The organism is Natronococcus sp. A-GB1 (assembly GCF_029688845.1).
Taxonomy (GTDB): domain Archaea; phylum Halobacteriota; class Halobacteria; order Halobacteriales; family Natrialbaceae; genus Natronococcus.
The window spans coordinates 12,464-37,024 of record NZ_JARUKW010000028.1 but is presented as its reverse complement, the minus strand read 5'-3'; the positions used below and the strand labels follow the sequence as shown (position 1 = coordinate 37,024).

27 protein-coding genes are annotated in these 24,561 nt (G+C 65.8%); 11 read left to right on the top strand and 16 right to left on the bottom strand.

Annotated features, from left to right (window positions below; genetic code table 11):
• Nucleotides 1–164: 164 nt before the first annotated feature.
• From QA600_RS21345 to QA600_RS21320, 6 genes are all read right to left on the bottom strand, one after another.
• The gene (locus tag QA600_RS21345) at nt 165–491 is read right to left on the bottom strand and encodes a hypothetical protein (RefSeq protein ID WP_278293955.1); all 327 of its coding nucleotides are present in this window, start codon (nt 489–491) and stop codon (nt 165–167) included.
• 207 nt (nt 492–698) lie between these two features.
• Nucleotides 699–1,775 (bottom strand): glycosyltransferase family 2 protein, encoded by a 1,077-nt coding sequence (locus QA600_RS21340; protein ID WP_278293954.1) that lies wholly within the window; start codon nt 1,773–1,775, stop codon nt 699–701.
• Nucleotides 1,768–3,219 carry a nucleotide sugar dehydrogenase gene (locus tag QA600_RS21335; RefSeq protein WP_278293953.1) on the bottom strand — a complete coding sequence of 484 codons (1,452 nt, stop codon included), beginning with the start codon at nt 3,217–3,219 and terminating at the stop codon, nt 1,768–1,770. Before QA600_RS21335 ends, QA600_RS21340 begins: the two co-directional genes overlap by 8 nt.
• Entirely contained in the window at nt 3,216–4,196 is a 981-nt protein-coding gene (locus QA600_RS21330; RefSeq protein WP_278293952.1) for a Gfo/Idh/MocA family oxidoreductase, read from the bottom strand. Before QA600_RS21330 ends, QA600_RS21335 begins: the two co-directional genes overlap by 4 nt.
• A complete protein-coding gene (locus QA600_RS21325; protein ID WP_278293951.1) occupies nt 4,193–5,374 on the bottom strand; it encodes a DegT/DnrJ/EryC1/StrS family aminotransferase in 1,182 nt (393 codons plus the stop codon). Before QA600_RS21325 ends, QA600_RS21330 begins: the two co-directional genes overlap by 4 nt.
• Nucleotides 5,371–5,949, bottom strand: a complete 579-nt coding sequence (locus tag QA600_RS21320) for an acyltransferase (RefSeq protein WP_278293950.1) — start codon at nt 5,947–5,949, stop codon at nt 5,371–5,373. Before QA600_RS21320 ends, QA600_RS21325 begins: the two co-directional genes overlap by 4 nt.
• Before the next feature lie 408 nt (nt 5,950–6,357).
• Here QA600_RS21320 and QA600_RS21315 point away from each other — a divergent pair, with 408 nt between their 5' ends.
• A complete protein-coding gene (locus QA600_RS21315) occupies nt 6,358–6,894 on the top strand; it encodes a hypothetical protein (protein WP_278293949.1) in 537 nt (178 codons plus the stop codon).
• A 324-nt stretch (nt 6,895–7,218) separates the two neighbouring features.
• Here QA600_RS21315 and QA600_RS21310 read toward each other — a convergent pair whose 3' ends face one another.
• The 3 genes from QA600_RS21310 to QA600_RS21300 all read right to left on the bottom strand — a co-directional run bounded on the left by QA600_RS21310 (nt 7,219) and on the right by QA600_RS21300 (nt 9,210).
• A complete protein-coding gene (locus tag QA600_RS21310) occupies nt 7,219–8,241 on the bottom strand; it encodes a DUF1616 domain-containing protein (protein WP_278293948.1) in 1,023 nt (340 codons plus the stop codon).
• A 186-nt stretch (nt 8,242–8,427) separates the two neighbouring features.
• Nucleotides 8,428–8,703, bottom strand: a complete 276-nt coding sequence (locus tag QA600_RS21305; protein ID WP_278293947.1) for a PadR family transcriptional regulator — start codon at nt 8,701–8,703, stop codon at nt 8,428–8,430.
• Between the two features lie 177 nt (nt 8,704–8,880).
• Nucleotides 8,881–9,210, bottom strand: a complete 330-nt coding sequence (locus QA600_RS21300; protein WP_278293946.1) for a winged helix-turn-helix domain-containing protein — start codon at nt 9,208–9,210, stop codon at nt 8,881–8,883.
• Nucleotides 9,211–10,079: 869 nt separating this feature from the next.
• On the opposite strand from QA600_RS21300, the gene QA600_RS21295 reads away from it, so the two are divergent.
• On the top strand, nt 10,080–10,583 hold the full coding sequence (locus tag QA600_RS21295) for an ArsR family transcriptional regulator (protein WP_278293945.1): 504 nt from the start codon (nt 10,080–10,082) through the stop codon (nt 10,581–10,583).
• Between the two features lie 30 nt (nt 10,584–10,613).
• On the opposite strand, the gene QA600_RS21290 is transcribed toward QA600_RS21295, so the two are convergent.
• Together QA600_RS21290 and QA600_RS21285 are read right to left on the bottom strand one after the other, a co-directional pair.
• Nucleotides 10,614–11,078, bottom strand: coding sequence for a membrane-associated protein/domain-like protein (locus tag QA600_RS21290; protein WP_278293944.1), 465 nt, complete (start codon nt 11,076–11,078; stop codon nt 10,614–10,616).
• A gap of 207 nt (nt 11,079–11,285) precedes the next feature.
• Nucleotides 11,286–11,639 carry a hypothetical protein gene (locus QA600_RS21285; protein WP_278293943.1) on the bottom strand — a complete coding sequence of 118 codons (354 nt, stop codon included), beginning with the start codon at nt 11,637–11,639 and terminating at the stop codon, nt 11,286–11,288.
• Nucleotides 11,640–11,966: 327 nt separating this feature from the next.
• On the opposite strand from QA600_RS21285, the gene allB reads away from it, so the two are divergent.
• Nucleotides 11,967–13,334 carry an allantoinase AllB gene (allB, locus tag QA600_RS21280; RefSeq protein WP_278293941.1) on the top strand — a complete coding sequence of 456 codons (1,368 nt, stop codon included), beginning with the start codon at nt 11,967–11,969 and terminating at the stop codon, nt 13,332–13,334.
• A 19-nt stretch (nt 13,335–13,353) separates the two neighbouring features.
• Here the strand turns inward: allB and QA600_RS21275 are convergent, their stop codons facing one another.
• The 5 genes from QA600_RS21275 to QA600_RS21255 all read right to left on the bottom strand — a co-directional run bounded on the left by QA600_RS21275 (nt 13,354) and on the right by QA600_RS21255 (nt 16,999).
• Nucleotides 13,354–14,424 carry a quinone-dependent dihydroorotate dehydrogenase gene (locus tag QA600_RS21275; RefSeq protein ID WP_278293940.1) on the bottom strand — a complete coding sequence of 357 codons (1,071 nt, stop codon included), beginning with the start codon at nt 14,422–14,424 and terminating at the stop codon, nt 13,354–13,356.
• Nucleotides 14,425–14,489: 65 nt separating this feature from the next.
• Nucleotides 14,490–15,659, bottom strand: coding sequence for a thiolase family protein (locus QA600_RS21270; RefSeq protein ID WP_278293939.1), 1,170 nt, complete (start codon nt 15,657–15,659; stop codon nt 14,490–14,492).
• 26 nt (nt 15,660–15,685) lie between these two features.
• Nucleotides 15,686–16,066 carry a (2Fe-2S) ferredoxin domain-containing protein gene (locus tag QA600_RS21265; RefSeq protein ID WP_278293938.1) on the bottom strand — a complete coding sequence of 127 codons (381 nt, stop codon included), beginning with the start codon at nt 16,064–16,066 and terminating at the stop codon, nt 15,686–15,688.
• A gap of 2 nt (nt 16,067–16,068) precedes the next feature.
• Entirely contained in the window at nt 16,069–16,812 is a 744-nt protein-coding gene (locus QA600_RS21260; RefSeq protein ID WP_278293937.1) for a CbtA family protein, read from the bottom strand.
• A gap of 4 nt (nt 16,813–16,816) precedes the next feature.
• Nucleotides 16,817–16,999 carry a CbtB domain-containing protein gene (locus tag QA600_RS21255; RefSeq protein ID WP_005559058.1) on the bottom strand — a complete coding sequence of 61 codons (183 nt, stop codon included), beginning with the start codon at nt 16,997–16,999 and terminating at the stop codon, nt 16,817–16,819.
• 574 nt (nt 17,000–17,573) lie between these two features.
• Here QA600_RS21255 and QA600_RS21250 point away from each other — a divergent pair.
• The 8 genes from QA600_RS21250 to QA600_RS21215 are packed head-to-tail and all read left to right on the top strand — an operon-like array spanning nt 17,574 to nt 24,491.
• The gene (locus QA600_RS21250) at nt 17,574–18,653 is read left to right on the top strand and encodes a monovalent cation/H+ antiporter subunit E (protein ID WP_345782047.1); all 1,080 of its coding nucleotides are present in this window, start codon (nt 17,574–17,576) and stop codon (nt 18,651–18,653) included.
• Nucleotides 18,646–18,930, top strand: a complete 285-nt coding sequence (locus tag QA600_RS21245) for a cation:proton antiporter (RefSeq protein WP_278293935.1) — start codon at nt 18,646–18,648, stop codon at nt 18,928–18,930. The genes QA600_RS21250 and QA600_RS21245 overlap by 8 nt, the downstream gene beginning before the upstream one ends.
• Nucleotides 18,927–19,268: a monovalent cation/H(+) antiporter subunit G gene (gene mnhG / locus QA600_RS21240; RefSeq protein WP_278293934.1), complete on the top strand. Its 342-nt coding sequence runs from the start codon at nt 18,927–18,929 to the stop codon at nt 19,266–19,268. The genes QA600_RS21245 and mnhG overlap by 4 nt, the downstream gene beginning before the upstream one ends.
• Nucleotides 19,265–19,879, top strand: coding sequence for a DUF4040 domain-containing protein (locus QA600_RS21235; RefSeq protein ID WP_278293933.1), 615 nt, complete (start codon nt 19,265–19,267; stop codon nt 19,877–19,879). Before mnhG ends, QA600_RS21235 begins: the two co-directional genes overlap by 4 nt.
• The gene (locus QA600_RS21230) at nt 19,876–20,598 is read left to right on the top strand and encodes an MnhB domain-containing protein (protein WP_278293932.1); all 723 of its coding nucleotides are present in this window, start codon (nt 19,876–19,878) and stop codon (nt 20,596–20,598) included. The genes QA600_RS21235 and QA600_RS21230 overlap by 4 nt, the downstream gene beginning before the upstream one ends.
• Nucleotides 20,595–20,984 (top strand): cation:proton antiporter subunit C, encoded by a 390-nt coding sequence (locus tag QA600_RS21225; protein WP_278293931.1) that lies wholly within the window; start codon nt 20,595–20,597, stop codon nt 20,982–20,984. Before QA600_RS21230 ends, QA600_RS21225 begins: the two co-directional genes overlap by 4 nt.
• Nucleotides 20,977–22,662: a proton-conducting transporter membrane subunit gene (locus QA600_RS21220; RefSeq protein ID WP_278293930.1), complete on the top strand. Its 1,686-nt coding sequence runs from the start codon at nt 20,977–20,979 to the stop codon at nt 22,660–22,662. Before QA600_RS21225 ends, QA600_RS21220 begins: the two co-directional genes overlap by 8 nt.
• Complete coding sequence (locus QA600_RS21215) at nt 22,662–24,491, top strand: Na(+)/H(+) antiporter subunit D (protein WP_278293929.1); 1,830 nt, start codon at nt 22,662–22,664, stop codon at nt 24,489–24,491. The genes QA600_RS21220 and QA600_RS21215 overlap by 1 nt, the downstream gene beginning before the upstream one ends.
• Nucleotides 24,492–24,561 lie beyond the last annotated feature (70 nt).

The window sequence follows — 24,561 nt, the reverse complement described above, 5'->3', positions numbered from 1 at the left end:
CTGTATTCATCACGACTCTTCGAAGAGATACGGTGATTGGTAGGAACTTCTGCGGTCAATACGCACTCATCATGTAACGCGGCCCACCTCCGAGTGTACCAGAAAAGAAACCCGCCACGGCTATAGACGAAGGAGACGACCAAGGAGAAATCCGGGCGGAGCACTCAACCGAAGACGAGCACATCAGCTGTAGCAACGACGACCCATATCGACAGTCCCATCAACAGGACCACGGCGATCCATCCCGGCTCTCCACCCTCGTTCCAGTCGCTCTCGAGCGCCGTTCGACCGCGGACCAGGTTCAGACCGATCGCGACGAGCAGCCAGCCACCACTTCCCACGATCAGCAACTGCGATCCGTTCAACGTGAAGGTGAGCGCGACCTGGCAGGCTCCAAGAACGACAGCAACGACCCCAGCGAACCGTTTTCGGTCGAGTCCCTCGAGCGACGTCCCCTCGAGTATCGGTAGCGCCACTCTGTGCCAACTCATATCAATCGTTTCCTGATGTGATGTATTAATTGTTGCCCGACAATCAGCTTCAGTGCGTGTCGACCCATTGGATCGTCGCCCAGTCGTTCACAGCCGGGTTTTCCACGCCACTGACCGCTCCACGTGACTTATCGGCTCCTCGAGCCAGCGATCGCTCGGTTCGGATTTGGGACCGAGGAGAGCGGAGCGTCGTTCCGCCGGCCCCGGCTACTCGACCGACCGGGGCGCCGCCTCCTCGAGCCGATCCGACGCTCCTCCAGCGGCGATGTCCTCGTCTGATCGGTCGTACGGGCTCACCTCGAGGTGGGCGTTCTCCTCGCGGTCGAGCCAGATGGCGATTCCGAGCGCCACCGTGCCGACCAGTCCGGCGACAAAGGAGGCGATCGCGCCCGTGAAGCTCTCGGTGCCACGGACCGCTCGAGCAAGCGAGCCGACCAGTCCGGCGAGTCCGCCGGCCAGCCCGGTCGCGCCGGCACCGTAGAAGACTATTGCGGGATGGAAACTGCGAACGACGTAGCGGGTCTTGAGTCGCCACAGGAAGCTCCGCAACAGGAGCAAGGAGACGAACTGGACGAACGACGAGTAGCCGATGCTCGACTCCTCGTCGCCGTAGACGGCCGTCATGGGGACGTCCGCGACGCGGAATTCCGCGACATTGAGGTGGGTCAGGAGATGGTTGAGGAAGCCGTACTCGTCGGTGATCGCCTCGAGCTCGAGCGTCTCGATGGCCTCCCTGGAGATGGCAGTGTACCCGTTCTGGGGGTCCGACAGCGTCCAGTAGCCGGTGGCGAACTTCGAGAGCCCGGTGAGTGCGGCGTTGCCGACGAACCGAAACGTCGACATCGAGGCGCGATCGTCGGGCGTCAGCAGTCGGTTGCCCTTCGCGTAGTCGGCCTCGCCGTCGACGACGGGATCGAGGATCCGATCGAGGATTGCGGGGTCCATCTGGGCGTCGCCGTTCATCACCGCGACGACATCGAGCCCGTCGGCCGCGGCCCGCTCGTAGCCGGTCTTGACCGCGCCGCCGTACCCCCGGTTTTCCTCGTGGCGAATCGGGATCACTCGACGGCCGTCGCCGCCGTCGGCGACCGCCCGCGCTGGCTCGGTCTCGCCGTTGACTCGCTCGGCAGCTCGCTGGATGACGGCCCAGGAGTCGTCAGGCGAGGCGTCGTCGACGGCGTAGATCCGATCGACGTAGCCAGGGATCGTCTCGATGACGCGACCGACGAACGCCGCCTCGTCGTAGGCGGTGACGACCACGCCGATCGAGCGTCCCTTATACATCGGTCCCACCGTCCGTCCGTCGCGACTCGAGCAGCGTCGATCGACCGTCGGCCGAGCCGTCACCGCCTCCGAGCGGGGCCGGTCCGTCGTGGGAGCCAGCGAACGTGTAGTGGCTGTGAGCCGTTCCCGAGAGGTCGAGGGCGTCCCGGGCGTCGACGACGACCATCGGTTCGAGGTCGGGCCAGGGAATCGCCTCGAACTCCTCGTGGGCGGTGACAACGATCGCGCCGTCGAACGACTCCTCGGGCAGGTCCTCGAGGGCGACCGGCCGGGCGCCGTACTCGGCGGGGTCGACCAACGGATCGATGCCGGCGACGTCTGCCCCCGCCTCGCGGAGGGCGTCGACGACGCCCAGTGCGGGCGAGGCGCGTGTCTCCTCGACGCCGGCCCGGTAGGTGATCCCGAGGACAAGCACCGACGCGTCGGCGAGATCGGTGCCGGCGTCGGTCGCCGCGAGCCGGTCGGCGAGGCGATCGACCATCACCGACGGCATCGCGTCGTTGAGCTCGCGGGCGGTCCGCATCACTGGCATCGGCTCCTCGAACCGCGAGAGCAGGAAGTGCGGGTAGTAGGGAATGCAGTGGCCCCCGACGCCGGGCCCGGGCTCGTGGAGCTGGCAGACCGACAGCCCGTTCGCGGTGTCGATCGCCTCCCGCACTGAAATGCCGAGCTCGTCGGCGAGCCGCCCCAGCTCGTTCGCGAGCGCGATGTTGACGTCGCGGTAGACGCCCTCGAACACCTTCACGGCCTCCGCGGTCGTCGCGTCCGACACCGCGTGGACCTCGTTGCTCGTGAGTTCGCCGTAGATCAGTTCGGCTGCGCGGGTGCTCGCCGCATCGACGCCGCCGACGACCTTCGGGTATCGTCCCCGAATATCCCGCAGCGCAGATCCCGAGGCCGTTCGCTCGGGACAGAACGCGAGCCCGAACTCGCCGCGCTCGAGGCCGCTCTCCTGGAGCAGATGGGGAAGCAGGACGTCCCGGCAGGAGCCTGGCGGCAGCGTCGACTCGGCGACGACCAGGTCGCCTGGCTCGAGCCCGGCCGCGATATCCTCGAGCACGGATTCGACGGTCGCCAGATCGGGCGAGTCGTCCTCGGCGAGCAGCGTCGGAACGATGATCACGTGGATCGTGGCGTCCGTAGCTGCCACGGTGCCGTCGGTCGTCGCCGTGAGCCGACCGCGCTCGACTTGCTCGGCGACGAGGTCGTCGAGTCCCGGTTCGCCGACGACGTGGCACTCGCCGTCGTCGAGGCGTTGGACGACCGTGGGATCGATATCGACCCCGGTGACGTTGCCCGTCGTCTCGGCATAGACGCCCGCGAGGGGCAGTCCCATTTTGCCGAGCCCGTAGACGGCGACGGGGATCTCGCCGGCGGTCAGTCGATCGCGAAGCTCGCGCTCCGGAAGCTCCGAGCCATAAATCGAGGGATCGAGTGCGCTCATCGGGCGTTCACCTCCGGTTCGCGTCTCCTCCTTCCGAGCCGCGAATCGATCGCCTGGACCGTCTCGAGGGCCGCGATCCCGTCCTCGGCGGTCACTTCGGGCTCGGACCCGGTACGGACGGCCTCGACGAACGACTCGAGTTCACACCGCAGCGGCTCGCTCGTTGCGATCCGCGGGCGTTCGACCACGCTCTCGTGGCGGTAGCGGTTCTGGCCGTCGTCGGTCAGGTACTCGGGGTAGGAGTCGCGGTGGATCAGTACGGACTGCTCGAGGTAGTCGACCTCGACGAGACACTCGCGGGCGGTGACGGTGAGTTTCCGAACCTTCTTCTGGGTCACCCGGCTCGCGGTCAGCGTCGCGACGATATCGCCGTACTCCATCGTCGCCGTCGCGTACCGCCCGTCGGCCGCCTCGATCGCCGAGATCGACGTCGGCGTCCGACCGAGCAGGGCGCCGACGACGTCGACGTCGTGGATCATCAGGTCGAAGACGACGTCGCCGGGCGCATCGCGGTTGATCGGCGGGCCGAGTCGTTCGGCCTCGATCCCGATGACGTCGAGGTCCTCGATCAGGTCTTCGAGCATCCCCACTGCGGGATTGAACCGCTCGATGTGGCCGACCTGCAGGACTCGTCCGGCGTTCCGTGCCTGCTCGGCGAGGGCGCGGCCCTCCGCGACCGAACCCGCGATCGGTTTCTCGACCAGCACGTCGACGCCAGCCTCGAGACACCGCGAGACGACCTCGGCGTGTGCATGCGTCGGCACGGCGACGGTGACGGCGTCGACCCGCTCGAGCAGCGCCTCGAGGGAGACGGCGTCGGTTCCGTGCTCGGCGGCGACCCGCCGGGAAACCTCGGGGTCGTGGTCGGCGACGCCGACGAGATCGACGGTCCTGAGCTCGCTGTACACCCGCGCGTGATTCTGTCCCATCGAGCCGGCGCCGACAACGCCGGCTCTGACGGTAGATTGGTCGGTCATTGGGTATCGTAGTGGTCCCACACCGCCTCGACGACGGTTCGACGGTCCTCGGCCGAGAGCGACGGGTGAACGGGGAGCGAGAGCACCTCGTCGGCAGCCCGTTCGGCCTCGGGGAACGTCGCCGCGGCCGTGCTGACCGACCCGTAGGCGGGCTGGCGGTGGATCGGTCGGTCGTAGTAGACTCCAGTGTCGATGCTCCGGTCCGCGAGCGACTCGGCGAGCGCGTCCCGGTCGGTCGCCCGAACCGTGTACTGGTGGTAGACGTGACGGTACCGCGGCGGCTCGGTCGGGGTCTCGAGGGGGAGTTCGGCGAACGCCTCGTCGTAGGCGGCAGCGTGCTCCCGGCGAGCCCGATTGAACGACGGCAGTCGCTCGAGCTGGACGCGACCGATCGCGGCCGCGACGCCCGTCAGTCGGAAGTTGTGACCGAGCTCGAGGTGATCGTAGCCGCCGGTACCGGTCTCGCCCCGGCCGTGGTTGACGTACCGCGCCGCTCGGTCGGCGACGTCCTCGTGGTCGGTCGTGACCATCCCGCCCTCGGCCGTCGTCATGTTCTTGGTCGGGTAAAACGAGAAGCAGGCGGCGTCGCCCAGCGTGCCGACCCGGTCCCCCCCACATTTCGCGCCGTGAGCCTGGCAGGCGTCCTCGAGGACGAACAGGTCGTGATCCTCGGCGAGGTCCAAAAGGGCGGGCATCGGCGCCGACAGTCCGTAGAGATGAACCGGTAGCAGACCGACGACGTCCTCCCGGTCGCGCAGTACTCGTTCGACGGCGTTCGGATCCAGTGCGTACGTCTCGGGGTCGATGTCGGCGAACACCGGCGTCCCGCCCGCGAGCCGGATCGCGTTCGCGCTCGCGACGAAGGAAAACGGGGAGGTGACGACGGCATCGCCGTCCTCGAGCCCCAGGGCCTCGAGGGCGGTCACCAGCGCCGTCGTCCCGTTCGAGGTCGCGACGGCCCGGTCGGTCCCGCAGAAGGCGGCGAACTCGCGCTCGAAGGCCCGAACCTCGGGACCGTCCGCGAGCGCGCCGCTCTCGAGGACCTCCCGAACGCGGTCGATCGCGTCCGGACCGAGTTCGGGATCGGCGATCGGGATCCCGTCGTCGCTCGGCTCGTCGGTTACGCGCTCGATACTCGTCTCGGCGTCGATCTCGGGATTGGTTTCTGTGTCGGTCATTCGAGCTGGTTCGGTCCCTCGAGGGGGGCGGGAAGCGGTTTCGTTCGCGCCGGTGCGCCCACGGCGAGGCTGTCGGCGGGGACGTCCTCGACCACGACGGCGCCGGCCGCGACGAACGCGTTCTCGCCGATCGTCACGCCCGGCAGGATCGTCGCGTTCGCGCCGACGGAGGCGCCGTCCTCGAGGGTCGGTCCCTCGAGATCGACCTCGGTCCGGACGGGGTACTCATCGTTGGTCATGACGGCGCCGGGGCCGACGAAGACGTTGTCGCCGATCGTCGTCTCGGTCGGCACGTAGACGTTCGTCTGGAGGCTGACGTGTGAGCCGATCGTCGTCTCGCCGTCGACGACGGTCTTCGTGCCGACGAGCACGTCGTCGCCGATCGTGGTTCCCTCGCGGATCAGCACGTCGTGACCGGTCGTGAACCCGTCGCCGATCGTCACGTCGCCGTAGACGATCGAGCCGGCCCTGATCGTCGCGTCGGCGCCGATCCTGGTCGGTTCGTCGAACTCGCCGTGATCGATCGTCGCGCCGTCGGCGATCGTACAGCCCTCGCCGGAGACGAACCGTGTCACGGCGACCAGCCTCCGCGCGGGAACGCGACGGTCCGTCCCTGCACTCGTCGGTCGTATCTGGATGTGCTCATAGATGCTCGATACCCGGATGGGTGATCGTCCGGACACAGCCGGTAGCGAGGCTTTGTTATCCCCGGCTTGACGGTCGCGTAGTCCCGTACTACGTCGCCCCTCGAGGGACGAAACGAACCGACACCCTCGCGAACGCGATCGATCGCCACCGGTGATCGCGGGGGCGACAGGCCGGAATCGTCGCTACCGACGTCAGTCACGGCTTCTAACCGGTATATGGCGGTTTCGTCCGGGTAGCCGCGAGATAGTAAAGGGTTGCTCCGTCCCAGTCGGTGGTGTGAGCTATCCGACCAGACCCGATCTCCGGGCACGGGAGACGGGATCGCGAGGGAAACTATGACCGATCGAGAGTTCAGCCAGGCCGAACTGTTCGACGTGTTCAGCAACGCCCGCAGACGCCAGGCGGTCAGGTATCTGAAACGACAGGGCGGGAGCTGCGATCTCGCGCCGCTGGTCGAACAGGTCGCCGCCTGGGAGAACGAGATCGGTACCGACGACGTGACGCGCACGCAGCGTCGTCGCGTCTACATCTCGCTGTACCAGACCCACCTGCCGATGCTCGAAGATCACGGAATCGTCGACTGGGACCCCGATACGCATACGATCGATCTCCTCCCCAGCAGCGAGGTGTTCGAACCCTATCTCGATCGGCGGCTCGGCCAGCAGCGACCCTGGCACCGGATCTACGCGGGGGTAACGGCACTCGGCGTCGTCGCGCTGGCGCTCACCTGGCTGTCCGTCGGGCCCGCGACGGCGACGCTCGCCCCCGCGGTCGCGCTCGCGCTCTGTCTCGCCGTGTTGTTCGTATCGATCGTCCACCGCGCCTCGAGACAGCCGGAATCGAGGCTGTCGTTCGGTGTTGCGGGCCGGTAACCCTACCTATAGCCCTTCCGAGACCTCACGATGGCCCCTCGGCTGGTCGCCCGATCCCTCGTCGCGGCGGACGGCTCGAGACGCCACGGATCGAACCGTCTCCACGGATAGCGCGTCTACGCTTGCCGGGACGTCAGTCGCTGCGTTCGCGCGATCGCGGTCGCTGTGATCGTCGAGCCGCGTTCGTGCTCCCGTCGGTTCCGAGCCGACCGGGGACGGCTCCGACGACGAGAACGGGTTCGGTCCTCCCGTCGAGGTAACGGTGTAGCGACCGCCACGAACGCGGTCGTCGGTCCGGTCAGTCCCGTTAGTCCTGCCATCCCGTCAGTCCGCCGGTTCCGGCTCCTCCGGTTCCCCCGGCTCCTCGGCGACGGTTACCCAGAAGTAGGTCTCCTCGAGGGCGTCCTCGTTCGTCGCTCCGATCGGCGGGTCGCCCTCGAACAGCAGGACGCTGATCCGAACCGTCTCCCCGGGCTCGGCCGTTGGCGTCACCGGATACGTGCCGTCGTCGGTCTCGCCGCCCGGGACTACGGTCCCGATCCGCTCGTGGTCCGTGCTATCGACGACCTCGCCGCCCTCGATCATCTGCTCCTGGACGACGACCGTGTACTCCCGGGGTTCGTCACCGCCGTTCTCGACCTCGATGGTCACCGGCACCGACTCGCCCGGCGCGACCTCGTCGGGGAACTCCCCGGCGACGAGGTCGCCGTCCTCGGTCTCCGAGTACAGCGCCAGCTGGTCGTAGCCGCCGGCCGAGGCTGGAAAGAGGAACGCGGCGACGAGCAGCCCGACGGCGAGAACGATCGCGATCCCGAGCACGACCGACGACACCGTTACGCCGCGGCCGTCGGTGCCGGTCAGTCGCTCGCGGATCGTTCGAATCGAGACGGTAAACCGGACGGCAGCGGGCGTCCGAAGCCGACGGACGACGCCGATCTGTGCCAGCCCGATCGTGACGGCGGCGAGCCCGCCGGCGACCGACGCCGCCTCGAGCTCCCAGCCGGCAAACGGGAGCGCGATCACGGTGATCGGCCCGAGCGCCAGCGAGAGCGCGACGGCGAGCCCGAGCCGCTCGACGGTGTCGATCCCGCGCGGCCGACGGTCGGTCGGCGTCGTCGCCGTCTGCCGGGCGGCCCGTTCTCCCGCCGGAAACAGCACCGAGACGAGCGCGTATCCGGGCAGGAACAGCGCGAGCGGAAACGTCACCAGCAGCCGCGGTGCGGTCTCCGGATCGAAGCTCGTGACGGCGAGATACGAGAGCGCCGCCGCCAGCGAGACCAGCGCGATATCGAGGGGGTACCACCGGAGGAATCCGAGCCGCGTTTCCGTGCTCGTCGGGTGACTCACGCGTCGGTCACCACGGCTGGTCGGTCGGACGGCATCTCGAGGGCGGAGGCTCGTACCATAGATCGTTGAGCCAGTCCTCGCTCGCCGGCTTTGTTATGTCCGTACTACTTGATATTGCAGCCAGCCGCGGTCACATGGGCCCGGAACAGGGTTCTCGTGCTCGTCCTCAGTGCTCGCAAAGTCGAACTACAGGTCGACGTACTGTTGTTCCCACTCGCGTCGGTCGCTGATCTGCTCGTGGCCCTCGTCGGTGATCGCGTAGTAGTTGGTTCGCCTGTCGAGTTCTCCCTTCTCGACGAGTTCCTTGTTGACGAGCGTATCGAGGTTCGGGTACAGTCGACCGTGATTGATTTCGGAGCTGTAGTACTGTTCGACCTCGTCTTTGACCGTCTGCCCGGACGGACGATCGGCACCTGCGATCACGTACAGCAGGTCGCGCTGAAACCCGGTTAGATCGTGCATTGCTCAATCACAGTGACCGTTCCACTGAGTAGATATTTGTTATCCGTATCATACAGCCGTGCTAGCAGTTCGTTCCCGTTCGACGACCCCAGTTAAAATGATTCTGTAGACGACGGTCGTTCGTTTCGGGACGTTACTCCGGCTCTCGAACAGCCCAACTGGAGTCCGACGCCGGTATCACTCGGATTTCGACAGGGAGACGTCGATCCCGCTCGAGTCGATTCGGACCGACAGGCCCTCTATCGTCGCCTTGTACGCCGTCGTGTGCGAGCCGTTCTCCTCGAATCGCACACACTCCTCCAGCAGGTCGCTCTCGAGGAGGCTATTGATGCGCCGATAGACGGTCGCCGAGGAGCTGTCGGTCCGCCCGGTGAGCTCCTTTGCCGTCTTCGGACCGTCGCTGGTCGCGACGAGGATCGTCCGTGCACAGTCGTCGCCGAGCACGTTGAGCTGCACCGACGGATTCGATTCCGATTCCGCTCGTGTATTGGTCGCTTGCGTTGACATAGTCGTGATCACCCATCTTCGCTGAGGCCGGCGTTCGTCGCCGAACCGTCCGTCCCCGGCCGGTAGAGTCGCGGCGCGTCGCGATCCGCGGTCGCGTCGCCGCGTTCCAACACGTAGATCGGTAAGCGACAGTGGTATTTGAGAACGGTGGACCTTACACTCAGTTTCAAAATCGCCTGCGGGAGAAACTGTTGATTTCGGTTGGGAAACGAATACTTTCGACCCGTCTCGGCGAGAGAGATCGGGATAGCGTCCGACGAACGAACGAGAACGCGACTGAATTCATCTTGAGGTCGGAACAAACCCATATCGGAAAGTGCCCTTCAGGCGGGCTGTATCGACCAAAAATGGCCATAAACGATGGGTTTCCGGAGGTGTCGGACCGGCTCGGGGGTGAACGGTCTGTGTCCTTTATTCACGTTTGCTCCCCTGAATCCGATGAGACCGGATGGCTCGACGACCGAACTCGCCCGTCGCCCATCCGCGTACACCCACAACCTATGAAACGAACACAACACGGCTGGAAACCGATGGAATCGTCGTCGGCAGGCGCCCGCTGTCGAAACTGTGGGACACACGTCACCCAGCAGTTCGCTCGAGTCTTCGGAGACAACGGTGACGTCGTCCACGGCTGTCCGGCCTGCACGACGTATCGAGAGATGCAATCGGGCGGCCACCTACCCGGGTAGCGGCCCGGTCCGTTCTCGCCGTGTTAGTTTCCTGTTCGGATCGATGGAAGACAATCCTTCCGAACGGACCGATTGGGAATTAATACCGCAGGTTGAAGTCGGTGGTCGATGAAATCCACGCGTATGTCAGTGGGTGGTGGATCGGTCGGTAACCGTACGTCTTCGAACGCTCTTTGATCAATGTCCGTCCAGACGAACCGAACCGACTCACTCGAGGAAAGCGAGGTTTTTCACATCCTGGGCAACGACCGGCGGCGAGCAATCGTCCAGCTACTCGCCGAGGAAGCCGGACAGGTCGACGTCTCCGAGGTCGCGACCGAGATCGCGTCGACCGAATCGGAGGCCGCATCGGTCCCGAACAACCTCTACAAGAGCGTCTACGTCTCCCTCCAGCAGACACACCTCCCACAGCTCCAGGAGGACCTGGTCATCGAGTACGACTCCGACGCGAAAACGATCCGCTCGGGGCCGAACTTTGACGACGTCCTCACGTACGTCGACGACGAACCAACCGATCGCTCGTCGACCCTCCGTCTTCACCTGGCGCTCTGTCTGGTCGGTCTGCTTCTGATCGCAGTGGCCGGCCTCGACGGGACCATCGGCTCGAGTCTGGATCCAATTCTCTCGAGCGTGCTCGTCTTGCTGGTCGTCGCCGCGAGCAGCCTCTACCGGCTGCTCGGCTAGGTTCGATTACGATCCGACAGAGAACCGGTTCTACTCGTTTCTGGCGCGTTCCGGCGACTTCGAGGCCGTCGGCTCGTGGCCCGGGAGACAGACCAGGTTCTCCCGACCGAGTCGGAGCTTCGTTACCTCTTCTTCCTCCTCGAGTTCGGCCAGCAGCCGGCTCACCTTCGCCTTCGACCAGTCGACCGAGTCGACGATCTTCGACTGTTTCATCCGGCCGCCGTTCTCCTCGATGAGTTCGCAGACCCGCTCCCGGTCAGTTACGAACTCGTCGTTTCGCTGCGGATCCGGCTCCGTGCTGAGCCCCGACGTTGCCGCGAGCTGATTTCGGACGACGAGTGCGCCACCAAGCATCATCAGCGCGACGAGTCCGGCGACGGCGGCGAGATGTGGGTCCCAGACGAGTCCCGGAGCCGACACGACGCCGAGGGTGACCCCCTCACTGATCGACGGAACGAGCGCGGTAATGACGGGTTCGGAGAGCGCGTGGATCATGGTGGCTGGAGAGATCGGTCCGTGTTACTGCGATCCGCGGAACGACCGTCTTACGCTGAACCGTCGACAGCACCCCACAAAGTATTTTTTATAAATCATGTATTGTTACTCCGGTAGCGGTATGTCACGCATACGCTATTCTCAGACGACCTAACGCCATTATGGAGGTAAACTGTTCGATAAGGAAATGTGATGGTTTCGGTGCCGTTATGTGCCGGGGACGCCGGCAGCCTCGAACCCGGTTACGCCGATGACAGCGAGGACGTAGAGGACGACCAGCACCGACAGCCAGGCGACGACCGTGATAACGATTGCTTCGATCCACCCGCCCGGGTAGCGGGCGTTGATCACCGCGAGGTAGGCGACGAACACGAGGAGCGGTCCCAGAAGTGGGATCCAGCCCAAGAAGAAGCCGACGACCGCCCAGACGATCGCGCCGATGAGCGCGGTGATCAGGGCGTAGGTGTAGTCCTCGGTGTCGACGACGATCCTTGCGCCGACGAAGATGCCGAACGCACCGATCAGGAGGCTGACGACGAAGACCACGAGGCTATCGATCATGTCTCGAGTTACCGTCGCGGAGCCGTTAGTTATCTCTCACCTACGCGAACCTGATCTGACGTTGAACCGGCCTCCTCGCCCAATTTCGGGCGGTTCGGCGCACAAGCGACCAATCCGTTGATACCGGGAGCAAAACGATGATTATCGAGACGAACCCGTTCGGATCCGTCTCGAGCGCTCTGGACTGTCGTCTGGACCGCTATACACGGACGACGTCGTGGACGGGCGGTTCGCTACCAAGCTCTCGAGCGTGACTCGGGTCATCCCGTCGTCGACCGCGTCCGGGCAACAGAAGCTATATCCGGATCTCGCGGATAGGTGAGGCCAATGACCGTGGATCTCGTCGTGCGAAACTGCACCGTCGTCACACCGGCCGGACGGACCCCCGACGCCGGCGTCGCAGTCGAGGATGGAACGATCGTCGCCGTTGGACGCGCCGATCGGCTCCCCGACGCAGAGCGAGTCCTCGACGCCGACGGAAACGTCCTCGCCCCCGGCGTCGTCGACTGTCACATCCACAACCGCGAGCCCGGCCTCGAGTACAAGGAGGACTGGGAGTCCGCAACGCGGGCGGCCGCAGCGGGCGGCGTGACGACCGTCGTCGGAATGCCGAACACCGACCCCGTCATCGACAGCCCCGAGCACCTCGAGTTGAAGTACGAGCGAGGCGAGGCCGGCGCCCACGTCGACTTCCAGAGCTACGCCGTCGTTACGAGCGAGAACCTCGAGGCGATCCCCGACCTCGATGCGGCCGGCGTGCTCGGCTACAAGATCTTCCTCGGTTCGACCGTCGGGGATGTCCCGCCGCCGACCGACGGCGAGATCCTCGAGGCGATGGAGCGGATCGGCGAGACGGGCAAGCGCCTGGGCTTTCACGAGGAGAACGGCGAGATCATCGATCACTACACCGAGCGGTTCAAACGCGAGGGGCGAAACGAGCCGATCGACCACTCCCACTCGAGGCCCGTGATCGCCGAACGGGAGGCCGTCGAGCGGATGATCACCTTCGCCGAGGAGACCGGCGCGAGCGTCCACATGTTCCACGTCTCCTCGGGCTCCGCGGCAGAAGCCGTCGCCCGGGGGAAGGATCGGGGCGTCGACGTCACCGCGGAGACGACGCCGCACTACCTCTGGTTCACCGAGGACGTGATGCGCGAGAAGGGCAACGTTGCCCGGATCCAACCGCCGATCCGCGACGCCGCCGAGCGCGAGACGCTCTGGGAGGTCGGCATGGACCGCGGCGCGATCGACTGTATCGCGACCGACCACGCCCCACACACCCCCGAGGAGAAGAAGGTCGACGACCCGTTCGGGAACACCTGGGAGGCGAGTTCAGGGTTCGTCGGCCTCGAGACCGAGGTGCCCGTCATGCTCTCCTTTGTCGACGACGGACGGTTCACCCTCGAGGAGTGGGTGCGTCGCCACTCGACCCGGCCCGCGCAGGTGTGGGGAATGTATCCACAGAAGGGGTCGCTGCAGGTCGGCACCGATGCCGACTTCACGATCGTCGACCCCGAGACGGAGTGGACCCTCGAGAGTCCCGACGAGTTACACTCGAAGAACTGCGTGACGCCCTTTATCGGGGAGTCGTTCGTCGGCAAACCGACCGCGACGGTCGTCCGTGGCGAGATCGTCTACGAGGACGGCGACGTGGTGAGCGAGTCGGGGTACGGGACGAGAGTCGACGTCGACTGAGGCAGAGGCTGGGGCTGTCCTACTCGAGATCCGCGCCGACCGCGTCCTCGACCGACGAAAACCCGTCGCGCTCGAGGAGCTCGACCAGTCCGTGGTTGATCCGTTTCGCCGTTCCGGGGCCTCCGTAGACGAATCCGGTGTAGAGCTGGACGAGCGAGGCGCCCGCGCGGATCTTCTCGTAGGCGCTTCTCGCCGAGTCGACGCCGCCGACGCCGACGATCGGCAGGTCGTCGTCGGTGTGTCTCGCCAGCGTTCGGATCACCGCAGTCGATCGTTCCTGAAGGGGGTCGCCGCTGAGACCGCCCCACTCCTCCCCTCGCGGCGATTCGAGGTCCTCCCGGCTGGTGGTCGTGTTCGTCGCGACGATTCCGTCGAGGTCACACTCTTCGACGATGTCGACGAGGTCGAGCATCGACTCCTCGGGCGAGTCGGGGCCGATCTTGACCAGGATCGGGACGTCGTCGTCGTTTTCGGCCTCGAGGGTCTCGAAGACGGTCCGCAGGTGGTCCGGCGAGGCCTCGTCGAACTCGTCGGGCGTGTTCGGACAGGAGACGTTGACGACGACGTAGTCGGCGAACGGCGAGAGCCGGACGAACACCCGTCGGTAGTCTTCGACCGCCTCCCGTTCGCTCGAGGAGTTCATCTTGCCGACGTTGACCCCGAGTGGAATCTGTGGCGGGCCATCTCGCTCGAGACGGTCCCGGACCTGCTCCATCCCGTCGCCGTTGAACCCCATCCGGTTGATCATCGCCTCGTCCTCCTGCAGTCGGAACAGCCGCGGCCGGTCGTTGCCGGACTGGGGGTACGGCGTGACGGTGCCGATCTCGACGAACCCGAACCCGAGCGCCTCGAGTGCGTGGGTCACCTCGGCGTTCTTGTCGAACCCGGCTGCCACGCCGACCGGATTGGAGAACCGACACCCGAACAGCTCGGTCTCGAGCGCCGGGTGGGCGTACCGGTAGTTCGAGGCGAGTGCCGCTTGCGTCGGCCACGTCGACTGCACTGCTTGCAGCGCCCGTTTACCGAGGACGTGAGCCGTCTCGGCGGGGAGTTTGAACGCGAGTGGACGGACTCGCGAGTACAGCGTCATTGGTTACTACTGGGAACAGCGGGAAGGTAAACCCCTCGGAACCGCCAAGCTTCCGCGGGCGACTGCTACGGCCGCTCGAGCAGGGCCATGATTGCCCCGCCGCCGCCGACGCTCATCCCGACGAGCCCGCGATCTACCTCCTCGTCCCGGAGCTGGTACGCCAAACTGGTCGCCAGCATCCCGCCGGAGGCGCCGATCGGGTGGCCGAACGCGACCGCGCCGCCGCGGTGGTTCATCCGTTCGCGTGGAACGCCGAGTCGGTCCATGACGTACACCGACTGGGCCGCGAACGCCTCGTTGATCCAGTACGCACCGACGTCGTCCGCGTCGAGCCCGTTTCGCTCGAGCAGGCTCGCGACGACGTCGCCGACGGCCTCGTTGAACTCGTCGGGCTCCCGGTAGACCAGTTCGTAGTCAGCGAGCCGGGCCATCGGCTCGAGTCCGTGGTCTGCCGCGACGTCCGCGTCCGCGAGTAACACCGCGCCCGCACCGTCGCTGAGCTTCGAGGCGTTGCCCGGCGTGATCGTTCCGTCCTCGCGAAAGGAGGTGGGAAGCTCGGCGAGATCCGCCAGCGTCGAGTCGGGACGGGGGCCTTCGTCGGTGTCGATCGTCCCGCCTCCCGTCTCCACGGGGACGATCTCGTCGTCGAACGCGCCCGACTCGATCGCCTCCGCGGCCAGGCGGTGGCTCTCGAGGGCGTACTCGTCCTGTACGTCCCGAGGGACGCCCTCGCGGTCGACGAGCCGTTCGGTGATCTCGCCCATGTGGACGTCGAGGTTGACGTCCCACAGCGAGTCCATGATCATCGAGTCCTTCAGCGTCGCGTCGCCGTGACGTCGCCCCGTGCGGTAGTCGGGCAGGATCCAGGGCGCGTTCGTCATCGACTCGAAGCCGCCGGCGACGGCGAACTCGGCCCGCCCGGCGTCGATCCGGTCGACCGCCAGCGCGATCGCCCGCAGCCCCGATCCCGACGCCTCGTTGACGGTCGTCGTCGGCGTCTCGTTCGGGAGTTCGGACTCGACGACGGCCTGGCGACCCGGCACCTGTCCGATCCCGGCCTGGATCGCGTTCCCCAGCGCTACCCAGTCGATCTCTTCACCGGAAACGGCGGTTCGCTCGAGCAGGCCGTCGAGCGCCGTTCGTCCCAGTTCGACGGCTTCGACGTCGGCGAGCGATCCGAGCAGCGTGCCGTGGGGTGTCCGTGCGCCGTCGACGACGACAATCTCACCTGTCATACGAGCAGTAACGATGCCCAGCAGGATCAATCGACGGGGTGAGTTGCACCGAGCGAGTCGCTACCGTCCGCATCGACCGCCCGCTGGTCGATCGAGTCGGCGTTCGGACCGAACTCGCGTTCGAGCAGTTCGGGTACGTCTTCCGGGGTGACGTCGGCGTACCACTCGTCGCGGGGCTGGATCGCGATCGCCGCCCCGTCCTCGCTACAGAGGCCGAGACAGCCGGTTGTCGTGACGCCGATCGGCGACCAGAACGCACCACGCTCGCGGAGCCAGGATGTGACCGCCGCGAGCGTCTCCTCGGCGCCGACGTCGCCACAGCAGGCGTACTCCGAGTCGCGATCGTTCGTACAGACGAGCACACACGAGCCGAGGCGCTCCCGCTGTCGGGTTGTTTGTCGTTGCATGATCAGGAACTCGTCGAGCGACGGTCGTTCGGGCCGACGACACCGGCTGTCGACGTCGCCTCACGGCGCTCGAGCCAGCTCACCGACGCGGCGAGGATCGCCCAGATCGCGGCCTGGCTCAGTGCGGCCATTGCCTGGTACGCCGAGACGAGTTCGCCGGCCAGCTCGGGGTGGCTCACGATCGTCGGCGCGACCGTCGAGAGGACGACCGCGGTCGCGACGATCGGCACCGTGGCGGCGACGAGCCCGAGCGCCCGGTGTCGGGACGCGACCCGCCCGTACGAACCGATCGCGGCGACCGAGACGAACGCGCCGAGTGCAACGAGCCCGACGTAGATCGCCAGTCGTATCTCGACGGTGTACAGCTGCTCCGCGCCGGGGGCCGCGGGCGGGAGGACGAGCCATGGCGTCGCCGACACGGTCAGGAATCCGGCACCGGCGAGGACGAACGCGCTGCTCGCACCCCGGCCGGGAAGCGCTGGCTCGAGGAAGTACAGCGCGATCGCGAAGACGCCGCCGAGGAAGATCGCCCAGAGGACGCCGCTCCCGACACTGACGATCGCCGTCGTCGTTTCGGAGACGGCGTGGGCGTGGTCGTGGCCGTGACCGTGATCGTGGCCGTGGTCGTGTTGTGCGTGGTGAAGGTACTCGCTGAGCGGATTCGCGACGAACGCCATGAACAGCCCGTACGCGAGGCCGGCGATCACGCCCGCCTGCACGCCCCGGCGGAGGTAGTCGTAGAGCATCGGTTCAGTGGCAGGTGATCCCCGCTGCGTGCCGGAAGTTGTGCATTGCGTCGTGTGCGAGCGGGTCCTGCAGGAACACGAGGACGAACGCGATCCCCGCGGCGAACGTCAGACCGGTTGCGGCCTGGATCGGCGTTAGCACCGCCCGTGCGGCGTCGATTCGGTCGGCAACGGTTTCTCCAGCCATGCAAATCAAATTTGACTACTGAAAGTATAGTTGTAAAGGTTGTGGTTCGATACTGAACCGGTCGACGACAGCGACCTCCGCGGTTATCGCGTCTATACGATCGTCACCCGGACGATCGGTCGATTCATTGTAAACGCTTGCTCTCTACTCGACTCGAGTTGGCGGGCACGCAGTGGGGACGTCGCGGCGTCCGCACTCGAATCGGGGGTGTGCGTCCGGTCCACACGATATGATCGCGGAGAATCTAACATATGGAGGGCGATTGCCGATATTAGACGTCGGGCAACAACAACGAAGCGCTGCTTCCGGCTATTTATCGATTCCCTTCGCGTCGGCGGATAACGAAATAGTTTTCCTACGTCTGGCGCTTGGTCCGACTAACGAGAAGAGAGCTATGAGTAGCAAACGACGGTCACCAGGAGGAATCTGCGGTGGCAGCTGAGCGCCTGCACGTACCGCTGTCGGACACGGTGGCCGTTCGACAGGCGGTCTCCCGTGGGACCAACGACCGAACGCCCGCGTCGATCGTCCCCTCGTGCCGCCCGGTCGATGCGGGTCGGAAGTACCGACGGAGGTGGGCAACGTGAGCGACACGAACGGCGTGCTCGTTCCGGTGAGCCCATCGCCGACGCTCGAGGAGACGGTCGAGTACGCCGTCGACGCGGTCGAGAGGGGAGATGGCGGCGGCGGCGCCGTCCATCTCGTCCTCACGGCCCCGGGCCACCACGTCGGCGATGAGGGTCTCGACCGTGACGAGACGCTTCTTTCGACGGCCGAGAGGTACGCGACCGAGGCAGCCGGCAGCGGCGTCTCGATCCGGACGAGTATGCTCGGCACCGACGAGTACTTCGCCGACCCGGTGAACCACTTCGAGCTACTGGTCGACTACGTCGCAGAACACGATCTCGACCGGGTGATTATCGATCCCGACTACTCCGTCGATGCAACCGCACACGTCCTGCAGAACATGGAAACGGTGCTGGCCGAGTCGAACATCCGGTACGAGGTTGCGCCGGTCTCGAGAAGCTGGCGACCGACCGGTCCGGAGCTGATTCGCGGCGGCGTCATCGCGGCCATGGCGTTCGGATTCTACGTCGCGCTGGGTGGTCCGACCTATCCGTTTGCGCTCTGGACCGGGGCCGTGACCGCACTGATCACCGCCGTGCTCCTGCGGAACGTCGCGTTCGAGCGGACGCCCCACGTCGGCTCCGCGCTGGCGACACTCGGTCGCGGCGTGGTGTTCGTTCCTTACCTGCTGTGGGAGATCGCCAAGGCGAACGTCCAGTTCGCCTACGTCGTTTTGCACCCGTCGCTACCGATCGACCCCTGTCTCGACCGGGTCGACGCCGCAGTCGGCGACGGCCTCTCCGTAACCGCCTTCGCCAACAGCGTCACGCTGACGCCGGGGACGCTGACGGTCGACACCGTCGGGAGCGAACTGCTCGTCCACTCCCTGGCACCCTCGGCCCGCAAGGACCTCGCCGAGGGGCTTCATGAGCGGGCGGTTCGGATCCTCTTTTACGGCCGCGAGGGGGCCGATCTTCCCGGACCACTCGCTCGAGGCGACATGGAACCGGTCGTGCAGTCGGCCGACGCCGTCGCCGGAGCCGGAGCGAGCGCTGGAGATGAATCCGGAGGTGAGGCCGATGACTGACCTTGCCAACGCGGCCATGATACTCGGCGCGGCGATCGTCGTGGTCCTTGCGGTTGCGGTGTTGTACCGTGTCGTAGCCGGCCCGACGACGCATGACCGGGTAGTTGCGATCAACGTGATCGGGACCAGCACCGTCATCATCCTGGCGCTGATCGCGGCCGGACTCGATCGGCCGGAGTATCTGGACATCGCCATCGTCTACGCCATCCTCAACTTCGTCCTGAGTCTGGCGGTCGGTCGGTTCTCCTACCGGGCCGAGGAGGTGAAGTGGCGATGACGCTGTTAACGGCTACCATCGTCCTCTTCGTGGCGCTTGGCGTGTTCTTCACGCTGGTCGCCGCCGTCGGCGTGCTCCGCCTTCCGGACGTCTACACGCGCTCGCACGCAGCGACCAAGGCCGACACGCTCGGTGCCGGGTTCACGATCGTCGCCGTCGGGATCTACTTCGGCACCACGGGCGAGATTCTTCGAACGGCCCTGCTGCTCGTGTTCATCTACATCACGAACCCGACGGCAGCCCACTCGATCACCCGTGCCGCGTACAGTCAGGACGTCGAGGTCTGGACGACCGATAAGAACGACTCCGCCGCGGAACGCGGAGGTGACTCGCCATGATGTGGCTTGGACTCGAGCTCGCACTCATCCTGTTCGTCGTCGCGGCCGCAGTGCTGGTCGCGTTCGCGCGCGACATCGTCGGCGCGATCGTTACGTTCGCCGCGTTCACCCTCGGAATCGCGGTGATCTGGGTCCTACTGGCCGCGCCGGACGTCGCGCTGATCGAAGCGGCAGTCGGCGCCGGCGTCACGTCGGTACTGTTCCTGATCACCGTGATGAAAACGACGGGCATGTCCGGCGAGAGCGAAGAGACCGGCGCTCGAACCGCCGAAACCGACGGCGGGAGCGCCGCCGACGGCCCCTTCCGTTCGATCAACGTACCGGCGCTGATGATGGTCGGTGCCCTCGCGATCCCGCTGGGCTACGTCATCCTCTCGCTCGAGCCCGTCGGCGCCGAGAACGCGCCCGCGGTCGCCGAGACCTACGCCGATGGCCAGCTCACGCCGTACGGCCACTATATCGAGAACACGCTCGAGGAGGCCGGATTTCCCAACGCGGTCGTCTCGGTGCTCGTCGTCTATCGCGGACTGGACACGCTCGGCGAACTTATCGTCGCGTTCGCCGCAGCAGTAAGCATTCTCGTCGTACTCGAACGGGAGGACATCCTATGACTGGTGACGACACACCCCGCGATGTCGACAAGAGCGACGACGGGATGGACTCCACCTCGGAATCGCGCCCCGACGGCGGCACCGATGCTAACGCCGCCGACGAGGACGTCCACGGCTACGTTCCCGAGGACGATCCCGATCCGAAAGAGGCGGTTACCGAAGAGAAGCCGCGGACGGAGACGCAGGATACAGCCGAAGACGCCCGCTCCGGAGGGGTCGTCGACGAGCGCGTCGAAAAGACCACGTCGCCGGTCATCCAGACTCCCGTCGTCAAGACGGTAGCGCGGATCCTGACGCCGTTCGTCGTGGCGTTCGGTGTCTATCTGACCCTGTTCGGAACTAGCCTTCCTGGCGGCGCGTTCCAGGGTGGCGTCGTGATGGCGTCGGCGATCGTTCTGATCGGGCTGGCGTTCGGCTTCGACCCGACCCGCAAGTGGATCGATCCACTGGGGCTGGCCGGACTGTTCGTACTCGGCGCGTTCCTGTTCGGTGGGATCGCCGTCGCCGCAGTCCCACTCGGGGGCGCGATCCTCGAGCTGTTCGTCTTCCCGCTGTCGGTCGAAGACATGGTCAAGCTCGCCGAGGTCGCGATCGCCGCCCTCGTCAGTGGCGTGATCACCGGACTCGTGATCTGGCTCGCGGCCGGCTACGAGAAGGCCGAGAAGGACGGGAACGCCACGAGCGAGAACGGTAACGGAAACGGAGGAGACAACGCATGATCGAGGGAACCTATCACTACTATCTGGCGGCGTTCACGCTGTTTCTGATCGGAACGTACATGATGATCGACAACCCGAACCTCATCAAGAAGGTAATCGGGCTCAACTTCGCCCAGATTTCGGTCTATCTGATGCTCGTGACGATCGGCTACGTCGAGGGCGCGAACCCGCCGATCATCGGACTCGGCGAGCCGTACTCCAACCCGATGGTTCACGTGCTCGTCCTGACGGCGATTGTCGTCGGCGTTTCGCTGACGGCGCTCGCGCTCGCGCTCGTGATCCGGCTCTACTCCGAGTTCGGAACGTTGGACACTCGCGAGATCGAAGCGATGATCGCTGCCAGCGAGGGCGACGATACGAATACGGGAGGTGAAGGCGATGACTGAGGCGATCGTTGCGAGCGCCGGGACCGAGACCGTCGACTCGCTGCGACCGCTCGCCGTACTGCTCGTCCCGCTGCTCACCGTCGGGCTGATCTTCCTCTCGAAGAACCGACCAAACGTCCGCGAGGGGTGGTCGATCCTCGCCGCCGTGGCGATGTTCGGGATCGTGGCCAGCATGGTTCCGGACGTCCTCGAGGGGCGAGTCCACGAAACCGACCTCGGATTCTTCGTCGAGGGTATCGAGCTCATGCTCCGGGCCGACGAGCTCGGCATGCTCTTTGCCCTCGTCGCCAGCGGCCTCTACGTGGTGACCGCGATCTACAGTATCGGCTACATGCGCGGCCACCACGAGCCGTTCCAGACGCGCTTCTTCGCGATGCTGTGTGCCAGCGTCGGCGCGGCGCTCGGCGTCGCGTTCGCCTCGAACCTGTTCATGCTGCTGGTCTTCTACGAGGTGCTGACGCTCGCGACCTACCCACTGGTCGCCCATGACGAATCCGAGGAGGCCCGGATTTCGGGATACAAATATCTCGCGTACGCGCTCTCGGGGGGACTGGCGATCTTCGGCGGAATGCTCGCGATCTACTGGCTGACCGGCAGCATCACGTTCACTCGAGGCGGCATCGAGGGAATCGCGGAAGTTGCGGCAGCCGATCCGTGGGCCGCACGTGGGGCCTTCGCGCTGCTTGCCGGTGGCTTCGCGGTGAAGGCCGGCGTGATGCCGTTTCACTCCTGGCTGCCCAGTGCGATGGTCGCGCCGACGCCGGTTTCGGGGCTGTTGCACGCGGTCGCGGTCGTCAAGGCCGGTGCGTTCGGCGTCGCGCGAACCGTAATCGACGTCTTCGGACCCGGGGCGGTCGCCGACATCGGCATGGGGCTGCCGCTGACGATCGCTGCCGGCGCGACGATCCTCATCGCGAGTCTGTTCGCGCTCCGCCAGGACAATCTCAAAGCACGACTGGCGTACTCGACGATCGCACAACTGTCATACATCGTCCTCGGGCTCTCCCTGCTGTCTCAGATGGGACTGATGGGTGGGTTACTCCACATCCCGGCACACGCGTTCTCGAAGCTGACGCTGTTCCTGTGTGCCGGTGCGCTGTACGTCCAGCTCGACGTCAAGTACATCAGCGAAATGGCCGGGGTCGGCAAGCGGATGCCGATCACGATGGGTGCGTTCGGCCTCGCCAGCTTCAGCATGGCCGGCATCCCGCTAATGGCCGGTTTCGTCAGCAAGTGGCACCTCATCTGGGGCGGGGCCGAAGCGGGCTACCTGCTGGTCGTCCCGCTGCTCGTCATTTCGGGGGCGCTGAACGTTGGCTACTTCTGGCCGATCGTCTACACGGCGTTTTTCGAGTCCGAAGACGCCGCCGGCCAGAAGCCGGTGCTCGAGAACCCCTTCGGCGGCTCGCCCGGCGAGCGGGCGTACCGTCCAGACGGAGGCACGTCCCCGGACGACGACCAGCACGAGGACCACGACCACCACGGTCGTCCCGAGCTCCCACCAGCGGACGGATGGGACCGCTCCGACTGGCGCGGCGGGGAGACGACGCCGTTGCTGCTCGTCCCGCTGATGACCACCGCGACGCTGATGCTCCTGTTCGGCGTGGCTCCGGACTACGTCGTCTTCTTCGATCTCATCGAGGGAATCGTCGACGGAGCGATGGAGGTGTCTGAATAATGAACGAACTACTCTCGATTCCACCGGCGCTGATCGTCGCCGTTGCAGCCCTGATCGTACCGTTCGCCTCTCGGCGAATCGCCCACGGCGTCAGCGTCGCCTCGTTGCTGGCCGTCGTCGCCTGGGCGCTGCTCGTCCCCGATGGTGTGGGTCCGACGTACACCTTCATGGGTCTCGAGATAATCGTCGTGGCAGTCGACGACTTCTCGAGGCTGATGGTGATCATCTTCGGCGGATTCGGCGCTGCCGCGGTCGCATGGGCATACTTCGCCGACACCGACAACCGCCACCTCCTGTGGGGACTGGCCTACGTCGCACCGTCGATCTGGACAGTCACAGTTGGCGACTGGCTCGGTCTGGTCGTCGGCTGGGAAGTGATGGCCATCACGAGCACCGTCTTCGTCTGGCTCTCCGGCGGGACCGCGGTGCGGGCGGGCTATCGCTACGCGCTCGCACACGGTATCGGCGGAAGCCTCCTGCTGGCCGGGGTCGTGCTCTACCTGTTCGCAGTCGATCCGAGCCCGACCGCCCTCCACTTCGACGGGACGGGGATCGGTGGCGTTCCGATCGAGGTCGCCGGGAGCACGGTTTCGCTGGCCGCTGTCCTCGCCGGCGTCGGGATCGGCGTCAACACGGCGATGATCGGGCTCCACAGCTGGCTGCCCGACACCTACCCACAGCCCCACGTCGCCACGTCGGTCTTCCTCGCCTGCTACACCACGAAGACCGCCGTCTACGCCGCCTACCGTGCGTTCCCCGACGGGAGCGTCGTGCTCGCGTTCGTCGGTGCCGGGATGGCGATCTACGGGGCGAGCTTCGCGCTGGCACAGAAGGACATGCGACGGCTGCTGTCCTACCACATCCAGTCCCAGGTCGGGATCATGCTCGCTGGCATCGGTGTCGGCTCCGCGCTCGGGATCGCCGGCGCGTTCGCCCACCTGTTCAACCACATCCTCTACAAGGGGCTGCTGTTCATGGCCGCCGGCATCCTGATCCTCCAGCTGAAGGAGAACCGACTCGACAACTTCGGAGCAGTCGGTACCTCCGCTCCGATCGCGCTGGTCGTCTTCCTCATCGGCGCGATGTCGATTAGCGGCGTCCCCGGCTTCAACGGCTTCATCAGCAAGGGAATGGTGATGGACGCCGCCGACTACGACTTCGCGTCCGACCTCGTCATCTTCGGTGACTTCTCGATCGACGTCCTGTTCTGGATGATCGTGATCGGCAGCATGGGCACGTTCGCGTCGTTCATCAAGTTCGGCTACTACGCCTTCCTGGACGGCGACCCGATCGAGACGACCGACGCGAACCTCGGTCACGCGGTCGTCTCCGGTGCCGTCGCCGCCGCCTGTATCGTCTTCGGCGTCTACTATCAGGCACTGGTTCCGTACCTGCCGATGTCCGGCGAGCTCGATCTCAACCCCTACTCGTCCGCCCATCTGTTCAAAGCCAGCTATCTCGCCGCCGGGGGGATCGCGATCTTCGTCCTCGGCAAGCCGATCATGGACCGGCTTCACGGCGGGTTCGACGTCGACCAGATCTACGATCCGGCGACGTTCTACGGCACGCGCGGACTGTCGGGTGGCATCGGCGCGATCTACAACCGGGTCGACGACCTGGTCGTCGGCACCGGCTGGCGGCTCGTCGGCGCCGTCCACGACCCGAACACGGCCATTCGAGGAACGATTCCTGACCGCTGGCGAGACGCCTACGACCGCCGGTACGAGGACACGCCCGGGAAGACCGGCGCCAAACTCGGGGTCGGCCTGACGGTTTACGTGGCCGCAGGCGTGCTCACACTCGCACTCGCTGTCGCACTCTTCATCTAACAATGACGGGGAACCTAACGGAGACGACGGAGACGACTGGACCGGATAGCGAACACGGCTGTGGACACGA

Bases quoted from the DNA above. Each gene is read 5' to 3' on its own strand.
- QA600_RS21345 (WP_278293955.1), bottom strand. From the start codon at position 491: ATGAGTTGGCACAGAGTGGCGCTACCGATACTCGAGGGGACGTCGCTC.
- QA600_RS21340 (WP_278293954.1), bottom strand. From the start codon at position 1,775: ATGTATAAGGGACGCTCGATCGGCGTGGTCGTCACCGCCTACGACGAG.
- QA600_RS21335 (WP_278293953.1), bottom strand. From the start codon at position 3,219: ATGAGCGCACTCGATCCCTCGATTTATGGCTCGGAGCTTCCGGAGCGC.
- QA600_RS21330 (WP_278293952.1), bottom strand. From the start codon at position 4,196: ATGACCGACCAATCTACCGTCAGAGCCGGCGTTGTCGGCGCCGGCTCG.
- QA600_RS21325 (WP_278293951.1), bottom strand. From the start codon at position 5,374: ATGACCGACACAGAAACCAATCCCGAGATCGACGCCGAGACGAGTATC.
- QA600_RS21315 (WP_278293949.1), top strand. From the start codon at position 6,358: ATGACCGATCGAGAGTTCAGCCAGGCCGAACTGTTCGACGTGTTCAGC.
- QA600_RS21305 (WP_278293947.1), bottom strand. From the start codon at position 8,703: ATGCACGATCTAACCGGGTTTCAGCGCGACCTGCTGTACGTGATCGCA.
- QA600_RS21300 (WP_278293946.1), bottom strand. From the start codon at position 9,210: ATGTCAACGCAAGCGACCAATACACGAGCGGAATCGGAATCGAATCCG.
- QA600_RS21295 (WP_278293945.1), top strand. From the start codon at position 10,080: ATGTCCGTCCAGACGAACCGAACCGACTCACTCGAGGAAAGCGAGGTT.
- QA600_RS21290 (WP_278293944.1), bottom strand. From the start codon at position 11,078: ATGATCCACGCGCTCTCCGAACCCGTCATTACCGCGCTCGTTCCGTCG.
- QA600_RS21285 (WP_278293943.1), bottom strand. From the start codon at position 11,639: ATGATCGATAGCCTCGTGGTCTTCGTCGTCAGCCTCCTGATCGGTGCG.
- allB (WP_278293941.1), top strand. From the start codon at position 11,967: ATGACCGTGGATCTCGTCGTGCGAAACTGCACCGTCGTCACACCGGCC.
- QA600_RS21275 (WP_278293940.1), bottom strand. From the start codon at position 14,424: ATGACGCTGTACTCGCGAGTCCGTCCACTCGCGTTCAAACTCCCCGCC.
- QA600_RS21270 (WP_278293939.1), bottom strand. From the start codon at position 15,659: ATGACAGGTGAGATTGTCGTCGTCGACGGCGCACGGACACCCCACGGC.
- QA600_RS21265 (WP_278293938.1), bottom strand. From the start codon at position 16,066: ATGCAACGACAAACAACCCGACAGCGGGAGCGCCTCGGCTCGTGTGTG.
- QA600_RS21260 (WP_278293937.1), bottom strand. From the start codon at position 16,812: ATGCTCTACGACTACCTCCGCCGGGGCGTGCAGGCGGGCGTGATCGCC.
- QA600_RS21255 (WP_005559058.1), bottom strand. From the start codon at position 16,999: ATGGCTGGAGAAACCGTTGCCGACCGAATCGACGCCGCACGGGCGGTG.
- QA600_RS21245 (WP_278293935.1), top strand. From the start codon at position 18,646: ATGACTGACCTTGCCAACGCGGCCATGATACTCGGCGCGGCGATCGTC.
- mnhG (WP_278293934.1), top strand. From the start codon at position 18,927: ATGACGCTGTTAACGGCTACCATCGTCCTCTTCGTGGCGCTTGGCGTG.
- QA600_RS21235 (WP_278293933.1), top strand. From the start codon at position 19,265: ATGATGTGGCTTGGACTCGAGCTCGCACTCATCCTGTTCGTCGTCGCG.
- QA600_RS21230 (WP_278293932.1), top strand. From the start codon at position 19,876: ATGACTGGTGACGACACACCCCGCGATGTCGACAAGAGCGACGACGGG.
- QA600_RS21225 (WP_278293931.1), top strand. From the start codon at position 20,595: ATGATCGAGGGAACCTATCACTACTATCTGGCGGCGTTCACGCTGTTT.
- QA600_RS21220 (WP_278293930.1), top strand. From the start codon at position 20,977: ATGACTGAGGCGATCGTTGCGAGCGCCGGGACCGAGACCGTCGACTCG.
- QA600_RS21215 (WP_278293929.1), top strand. From the start codon at position 22,662: ATGAACGAACTACTCTCGATTCCACCGGCGCTGATCGTCGCCGTTGCA.